Annotated in this window: 6 protein-coding genes and 1 pseudogene; 2 read left to right on the top strand and 5 right to left on the bottom strand. The window is 64.6% G+C overall.

Annotated features, from left to right (window positions below):
• Both NTW26_06600 and NTW26_06595 read left to right on the top strand, forming a co-directional pair.
• The coding region (locus NTW26_06600) for a hypothetical protein (GenBank protein ID MCX7021925.1) at positions 1-303 on the top strand (303 nt) is incomplete at its 5' end.
• 89 nt (positions 304-392) lie between these two features.
• Positions 393-2201, top strand: a complete 1809-nt coding sequence (locus tag NTW26_06595; protein MCX7021924.1) for a T9SS type A sorting domain-containing protein — start codon at positions 393-395, stop codon at positions 2199-2201.
• Between the two features lie 257 nt (positions 2202-2458).
• Here the strand turns inward: NTW26_06595 and NTW26_06590 are convergent.
• The 5 genes and pseudogenes from NTW26_06590 to NTW26_06570 all read right to left on the bottom strand — a co-directional run.
• Positions 2459-3574: pseudogene (locus tag NTW26_06590) on the bottom strand (aminopeptidase).
• A 42-nt stretch (positions 3575-3616) separates the two neighbouring features.
• Positions 3617-4705: an ATP-binding protein gene (locus tag NTW26_06585; protein MCX7021923.1), complete on the bottom strand. Its 1089-nt coding sequence runs from the start codon at positions 4703-4705 to the stop codon at positions 3617-3619.
• 21 nt (positions 4706-4726) lie between these two features.
• Entirely contained in the window at positions 4727-5773 is a 1047-nt protein-coding gene (locus tag NTW26_06580; GenBank protein ID MCX7021922.1) for an ethylbenzene dehydrogenase-related protein, read from the bottom strand.
• Positions 5774-5967: 194 nt separating this feature from the next.
• Positions 5968-8010, bottom strand: a complete 2043-nt coding sequence (gene fusA, locus NTW26_06575) for an elongation factor G (protein MCX7021921.1) — start codon at positions 8008-8010, stop codon at positions 5968-5970.
• A partial coding sequence (locus tag NTW26_06570) for a hypothetical protein (protein MCX7021920.1) occupies positions 7994-8208 on the bottom strand: 215 nt, incomplete at its 5' end. The genes NTW26_06570 and fusA, both read right to left, overlap by 17 nt.

Below are 8208 nucleotides of genomic sequence, written 5' to 3'. Positions count from 1 at the left end.
GAGCCGACCGTCTTCGTCGTTCTGAGACCGGAATCGGGCGAAACGGGCGAGGTGTTGGTTTCGAGCCCCGATCCGTCGCTCGAATCGGGGTTCGAGTCGGATTCGGTGACCCTCTACGAGGCGGCGGCCTTCCTCTTCCATCTCTGCGGCCTCCCCCTGTCCGAGGAATTGCCCGGCGCGGACACGTCGCCCGCGGACTGGCCCCGCGTCGCAACTTACGGGGACTACAGCCTCGAGGCGGTGACCCTGGAGGAGCTCGACCCGGCCCTGGACAACCTGCGCTCCCTGGGGTACCTTCAGTAGAGCCGTTGTTGTCAAGGGGGGATTATTGCGCTATAGTGGCCATGGACTGAGCCGACATTACCCATCGTATAGGATCCTGGAGGTCGAAAATGAGACGGGCCATTCCGCTTTTTCTTCTGTTGATCGTGCCGGTCCTGGCGAATCCGGACGGCATCCCCATCACCCGCCTCTACGAGGGCGCGCCGCCCACGGAAACGCACGATGAGTACATGGCCCGCCGCACCCCCTACGGCGAGCCCGACTTCATCACCGTCCACCAGAGCCCGAACGGCCCCGGCGACGACCTCTACGTCCTGGTCAACGAGGACCTGTACCCCCAAATCACCGCGGGGCTGGACACCTGGGTCGCCGACCTGGAGTCGGAGGGCTACACCGTGACTGTGGCCATCTCGGGCGTCATCTCGCCGGAAGACCTGCGGGCCGAGCTGCAGGCCCAGTGGGCCCTGGGGATGGACGGGACCGTTTTAATCGGCGACTTCGATTCGGCCTGGTTCGAGGGCATCTTCTGGGTCGACATCGGTTACGAGAGCTTCCCCTGCGACCTCTTCCTGATGGACCTCGACGGCCACTGGTCCGAAAAAGCATCCCCGGATGGCGAATTTAACGGTATCTACGACATCCATACCGACGGCTCGGGCGACATGGAGCCCGACATCTACTTCGGCCGCGTGCCCGCGCACAACCTTTATCTCTGCGGCGACGAGGCCGAGCTGGTGAACGCCTGGTTCGAGCGGAACCACGACTATCGCACCGGGGACTGGCCCCTGGAGCGCAACTCGCTGACCTATGTGGACTACGACTGGGCGGCCTGGGGGGATCTCTGGGGTTCACAGGTGAGCTACGTGTATTCGGACAACGAGATACACTCGTGGCCCGACGTCACCGGCCAGGGTTACATGGACCGGCTGAACGACGTCACCTACGAGCATATCCTCTTGTGCTGCCACTCCTCGGCGTCGGTCCACGCCTTTCACGACGGCGTTTACGTGAACAACGCCTACGTCAACTCAACCGATCACCAGTGGGCGGTGCACAACCTCTTCGCCTGCTCCAACGCCCGTTACACCACGGACAACAACATGGGCGGCATCTACACCCTGGACCCGGACTCAAAGGGGCTCATCTCCATCGGTTCGGCGAAGACCGGCTCCATGCTTGAGTTCCAGGTGTTCTACGGCGCCGTGCGGGACGGCATGACCTGGGGAGATGCTTTCAGCTATTGGATGAGCCAGGTCGCCGAGGGTAAATACGGCGGATGGACGCAGCAGGACGCCCGCGGTTGGTTCTACGGCATGACCCTCATCGGCGATCCCACCCTCAAGCCCGATATCGAATCGCCCGTCGAGGTCGTCAGTTTCCGCGCCGATCCCATAGACGGCGGAGCCCTGGTGAGTTGGTCGGTGTCCAGGCCCGAGGAGGCCGCCGGCTACAACATCCACCGTCTCTCCGAGGACGGGGTGAGCCGGGAGAGGCTCAACGAGAATCCCCTCACCGGCAACGGCCCCTGGCGCTATCTCGACACCGAGGCCGACACCGGACGCGTGGCCTATCTCCTCGAGGTGGTCAACCCCGACGGGAGCAGCCGGTTCTACGGTCCGGCCGAGTGCGAGCTGTACGGCCGCGACATCGCCCGCACGCGCATCCTGGGCACTTTCCCCAACCCGGCCGAGGGGCCGGCCGCGGTGAGCTTCGAGTTGGCCGCCGTCGACGCCGGTGAAGTGAGCGTCGCCGTTTACGACACCGCCGGGCGCCGGGTGATGACCGTCCACTCGGGCGTTCTGCCCGCCGGACGCCACGTCCTGGGCTTCGATGCCTCCAGCCTGGCCGGCGGCGTGTACCTCCTCAAGCTGGAAACCGCCTCCGCGGTCCGAACGACCCGTCTGGTCGTGGTCCGCTAATTTTCCCGATAAGGAAGACAAGGGGTTTAAACCCCTTGCCTCTATCATGCGGAAAGGGACCGTCGGCGACGGTCCCTTTTTTTGGGTTTCGACTGTTTCGACCCTCTACCGAAGATTTTCTCCACCCTGTTTACATTAATTGAGACATAAGACAAGGGGTTTTAACCCCTTGCTGACGGAACCAAGGGGCTGAAGCCCCTTGTCTTAACCGGCCCTTCCATCCGTGAACGGGGAGAGTCGAACCGTTCACGAGCGGGCTAGAACTCGATCGGCTTTACGAAGCGGCCGTTTTCGTGGAAAACCTCGCCGTCGGCGGTGTAACGCCCACCGGTCCGCAGGTCGCAGAGCATGTCCCAGTGGAGGGTGCTCTGGTTGACTCCCCCGGAGCCGGGCAGCGACTGGCCGATGGCGAAGTGGCAGGTGCCGCCAATCTTCTCGTCGAAGAGCATGTTCCTGGTGAACTGGGTGATGCCGTAGTTGGTGCCGATGGCCACCTCACCGACCTTCCGCGACCCCTCGTCGGTGTCCAGAAGCGTCTGCAAGAGCTCCTCGCCCCGGTCGGCGGCGGCGTCCACTACTTTCCCGTCCTTGAATTCCAGCCGGATCCCCTCGATCTCCTTTCCCATGAAGATGCCTGGGAAGCTGAAGGTGATGCGGCCCGAGACCGAATCCTCGACGGGCCCGGTGAAGACCTCGCCGTCGGGCATGTTGTTCTTCCCGCAGCAGTTGATCCAGACACGGCCCCCGGCGCAGTACGAAAGATCGGTGCCCGGCGCCGTCACGCGGAAGTCCTTCTTCTACGTGAGGTAGTCGCAGATTTTTTCCTGCTTCTTTTCCACCGCGCGCCAGGCCTTCACCGGGTCGGGTCCGGTCAGGAGACAGGCGCCCAGGACGAAGGCGTGGTACTCGTCCAGGCTCATGTTGGCCTCCTGGGCCGCGGCGTGGGTGGGGAACTGGCACATGCTCCACCGGAACTCCCCCCCCGCCTCGCGCTCGAAGTACCGCTGGACGATCTTGCTGTGGGCCTGCTGGTTCAGCCGCATCCGATCCGGTGCGACCCCCGAGAGGGCCTTGGTGTTCTCCGGGCTGCGGACCTGGAGCAGGCAGTCTATGTTCTCCACGTCGTTTTTGGCGGAGCTCGTGACGTAGGTGAGCTGGTCGTCCGAACCTTCCTTGAAGAGGATTTCCGCCAAGCCGTCGAGGCCGATCTGGGTCCGGGGGTGGCCACCGCTAGCCAGGACCTCGCGGAACATCTCACGCACGAGAGGCGCGGCCAGGTGGGAGCCCACAATCAGGACCTCGTTCCCCTTCTCCACCCCGAGGGCGTAGTTGACCATGAGCCGGGCGTAGCCGTTGAGCCGTGGGTCGTGCATGGAACTCCTTTTCTGCGGATGAAGAAAATCGGTGGTTATACGTTATTCGGAACGGGATAGCGGCAGGCTCACTTCGAAGACCGCGCCCTTCCCGTCCCGGGGGACGTACCGGATGCCGCCCGAGCAGGTCTGGATCGCCTGGCGGGCCAGAAAGAGGCCGAGGCCCGTCCCGTTGGGTTTTGTGGTGAAGAAGGGCTCGAACAGCCTTTTTTGGTCCTTTTCCCCGACGCCCGGTCCGTCGTCGGCGATGCGTATCAGCGCATCATTCCCCTCGACGACGAGGGTGATGTCTATCCGTCCCGCCGCCGCTTCGGAGGCATTGACGAGGAGGTTGACCAGGGCCTGGCGGAGAGCGTCCGCGTCGCCTTTGACGCAGCAGTCCTCCGGCGTCGCGTCCACCGTCAGCGAAAGGTTACCCAAGCGGGGTCGGATGAGCCGGGCGGCCTCGGCGATGAGCTCCCCGAGCCTCACCCCCCCGCCCTCGGGTCTCCGCCTGCTCCGGCCGAGGAGCCTCTTCACCGCCGCGTCGGCGCGCCCCACCTCCTCGCAGATGATGCGGAAGGCCTCGCGCGCCTCCCGGGATAGCCCCTCCTGCGGGGTGACCTGCACGGTGGCCTTGATCGCGGCCAGTGGGTTCCGGATCTCGTGGGCCACACCCCCGGCCAGGCGGTTCACCGATTCCAGCTTCTCAATGCGCGACACCCTGTCCCGCAGACCGACCAGCTCCGCCAACTCGGCGTTGGCCGAGCCCAGATCGCGGGTCAGCCTGACGGCCTCCGAGCTGCGGCGGCGGTGGTACTCCGCCATGAGACCGAAGCACCACCCGACCAGGTTCAGGGCGAGAAGCTCGCTCAGGTCCGCCCACCCGGCCGCGTCCAGCTCCCCCACGTAGTAGATTAGCTGTGGCGCCAGGGCCGCGGAGCCCACGAGGGCGGAAACCGCCCCGCCAAAAAGCCCGAAGCGCCAACCCGCCAGGAGGACCGGCACGTAGAGCAGTTTGGGCCAGATTGCGCCCAGGTCCGTTTCCCCGCCGGCGGTGAGGTAGTAGAGCGCCGCCGTGCCCGCGATTAAAAGGAGCGCCAGGGCGCCGAGGAGCCAGTCGAGGGTGGAGTAGGTTTTTTTAAGGCTCATCCGCCGCGTGTCCGGTCGGGGCTACTCCCCGTCGCCCTGCACCTCGGGCCACAGGAACTGGAAGTCCAGCACGTCCTCGGTCAGAAGGGATCTTCCCAACTCGACGGACCAGCTGCCGGCGCCGTACACGCCGCACCCCCGCACGTCGGCCTGGGACTCGTCCGAAATCTGTAATACGTACCCCGGCACCGTGCTCCCCCCGAGCCAGCCATCGGGCAGGAAGGAAACCGCCTCTTCCGCGAAGAGGTAATGGGCGTTTGAGTTGGGATCGTCGGTGTGCTGGTAAAGGGGTGTCCAGGGGATGGTGCCGTCGGCGGGCCGGTTGGCGAGGTAGGGCGCCGTGCCCGTCGCGTCATTGCCCCATCCAAAGTAGCCCAGCAGGCAGTCGCGCACCTGCTTCCGGGGATTGGTGCGGCCCGCCCCCCAGACCCAGGCGTCTATGTAAGTCCCGTAAGGCGTGCCGTGACTGTAACCGCCGCCTTCCGCGTGACAGGTGGCGGTGCATCCCTGTTGGTCGAAATCGGGGTAGGCGTTGGGGTTGGGCCAGAGAAAGGCCAGCATGTCCTCGGCGATAAGCTCACCGTCTATATCGGGCTGGCCATCCTCGTCGAATCGGTCGTACCACTCGCCCCCGGCGTACTTCCAACGGCCGGGGATGTCGCTGCCGGTGGCGGTGGGATCCTGCCAGCTCAGGAAGAAGAAAATCTCCTCCTCGGTGTAGACGCACTTCACGCTGACGGCGGCTATGCCGGTGCCCCCGTTGGCGGGTTCGAGGAGGAGGGTCGTCGTCCCGGCGTGGTCCCAAGCCCGGTCGTTGTCCCGCCCGTCCAGCACCGGGGGGGTGTCCACTTGCTTAGGCGCCACAACGTTCTCCCGAACCGTGCCCCCGAAGTCCAGCCTCACCAGCGCGGCTACGTTGTGACTCTCCCAGGAGTTATCGGTCAGGGCGATGGCGAACCAGGCGTCCTGGGGGAAAGTCGGCTCGGGTACGTTCGACGGCTGCTCGCAGGCCGCGAGAATCACCAGCGTCGCCGTGCACGCAGCGGTCAAAAGGCGGCTGTAACGCATCTCACCCCTTCGGGTTTTCTCTTCGGGCGCAGTCATCCCTTCACAGTCCCATTATAGCCCAACGGATTGAAGGGTTGTAGCGGCGAGGCGCAAAAAGGGGAACCGGATGTCCGGTTCCCGTGAATGTCCGTCCGTGGACGAGGCAAGGGGCTTGAGCCCCTTGTCGGTGTTTTTACCGTCGAAAGGGAGGTTTATTACTCCTTCTCCCGCTTGTGCTCCTCGATGATTCTCTGCTGGGTTTCGCCGGGGACCTGCTCGTAGCCGTTGAACTCCAGCGAGTAGGTTCCCTGGCCGCCGGTGATGCTGCGCAGCTCGGTGGAGTAGTTGGACAGCTCGCCCTCGGGGACCAGAGCCCTGACCACCTGCATCTTGCCGCGCGGCTCCATGCCCAGAATCTTCCCCCGCTTGGAGCTGATGTCCCCGGCGATGTCGCCCATGAACTCGTCGGGGACTAAGACTTCCACGCGCATTATCGGTTCGAGGACTACGGGGACGGCCCTGGTCATGGCGTCCTTGAAGGCCAGGCTCGCGGCGATTTTGAAGGCCATCTCCGACGAGTCCACGCTGTGATAGCTGCCGTAGAAAAGCCTGGCATGGATGTCCACGATGGGGCAGCCGCATAGGTACCCGTTGGCGTAGGCCTCGTTGAGCCCCTTCTCCACGGCGGGGATGAATTTGTTGGGGATGACGCCGCCTACGACGGCGTCCTGGAACTCCACTCCGGTCCCTCGTTCCAGCGGCCAGAATTCGATCTGGCAGTCGCCGAACTGGCCGCGCCCGCCCGTCTGCTTCTTGTGGCGGCCGTGACCCTCGGCCTTCCGGGTGATCGTCTCCAGGTAGGCGATGCGGGGTATCTTGAGCTCGACGTTCACGCCGTACTTTTTTTGCAGTCGGGAAACGGCGACCTGCAAATGCTGGTCGCCCAGGCCGGCCAGGTTCATCTCCTTGGTCTGTTCGTTGCGGGTCGAGTGCAGGGTGGGGTCCTCTTCCTGTAGGCGCGAGAGGCCGGTGGACATCTTGTCCTCGTCGCCCTTGGAGACTGGGAAGACGGAGCGCTTCATCAGGGGCTGTGGTAAGGGGAGCGGCGCGAAACGGGGCGAGCCCGATTTCGCCAGGGTGTCGCCGGTAAGGGTTTGCTCGAGTTTGCCGATGGCGCCGATGTCGCCTTCGGTGAGCTCTCCGACGTTTTCCTGGCTGTTTCCATGGACGTGGAAGAGGTTCGAGCAGCGCTCGTTCTTGCCCCGGTTGACGTTGAAGGCCTCGCCCGAGAGGGTGCCCCGGAACAAGCGGGCCATGGAGAGCTTGCCGGCGAATGGGTCAACGGTTGTTTTAAAGATTAAGGCGGCGAGCGTGCCTTCAGGTAACGCCGTCTCCTCGTCGCCGGCGAGTGCCTTGGGCGGCGGAACCTGGCCGGGTGTGGGGAAATAGTCCGCGATGGCGTCCAAAAGGGGTCGGCTGCCGATACCCAGCTCGGCGGCCCCCACGAAGATGGGGTGGATAGCTCCCCCGAGGAAGGCCTTGGCCAGCCCCCCGTGCAGCTCGGAGGCGCTCAATGTGCCGTGTTCGAGGTACTTCTCGATGAGGGCGTCATCGGCGGCGGCCACCGCGTCTATGAGCTTCTCTCGCGCCTGAGCCACATCATCCGCGAGCTCCGCGGGAATCTCGGTGATCTCGAAATTGCCCGAGCCGTCGGCGGCGTAAACGCAAGCCTTGTTGGCGATCAGGTCCACCAGGCCCTTGAAGGATGTGTGGGCGCCGATGGGCAACTGCACCGTGACGCAAGTCTTACCGAAGGCGGACCGGCAGGTCTCCACCGCTTTGGCGAAGCTGGCGTTCTCGCGATCCATCCGGTTGATGAAGAGCGCGCGGGGCAATCCCCTCGTCGAGGCGATGCCCCAGTAGCGGACGGTGCACGTCTCCACGCCGGCCACGGCGGACACTAGGGCGATGGCGGCGTCCGCGGCATAGACTCCACTCACGACCTCCCCGGTAAAATCCAGTGTGCCCGGGGTGTCAATCAGGTTTACGACCTTCCCCTCGTGCTTGAGCCGCAGGAGGGAGGTGCCGATGCTGAAGCGGCGCGCTATCTCCTCGTCGTCGAAGTCGCTCGTGGTGTTGCCCTCGCCCACGCTTCCCCGGCGTTTCGAGGCGCCGGCGTCGAAGCTCATGCTCTCCGCCAGCGTGGTTTTGCCCACCCCGCCGTGGGAGATGAGAACTACGTTACGCAGATCGGCCATCGGGCTTTCCTTCTGTGGGTGCGAAACGGTTGAACCCCTCGAGCGAGGGGTGGCCCAGTTTACCCTCCCCCCCCCGGTAAGTCAAGGGCGGCGTAGGCCGCATGGAAGCCGGAAGTCGCGCCACCGCCTGCGGGTGGAGCGGAATCACCCGCAGTTCGAGGGTGTCGAGTTGGTCAGGGGGTATGCGCCAGAGCGCGA

The organism is bacterium (genome assembly GCA_026398675.1).
Lineage (GTDB): Bacteria > RBG-13-66-14 > RBG-13-66-14 > RBG-13-66-14 > RBG-13-66-14 > RBG-13-66-14.
The sequence above is the reverse complement of the archived record's forward strand: the minus strand, read 5'-3'. Positions and strand labels throughout refer to the sequence as shown.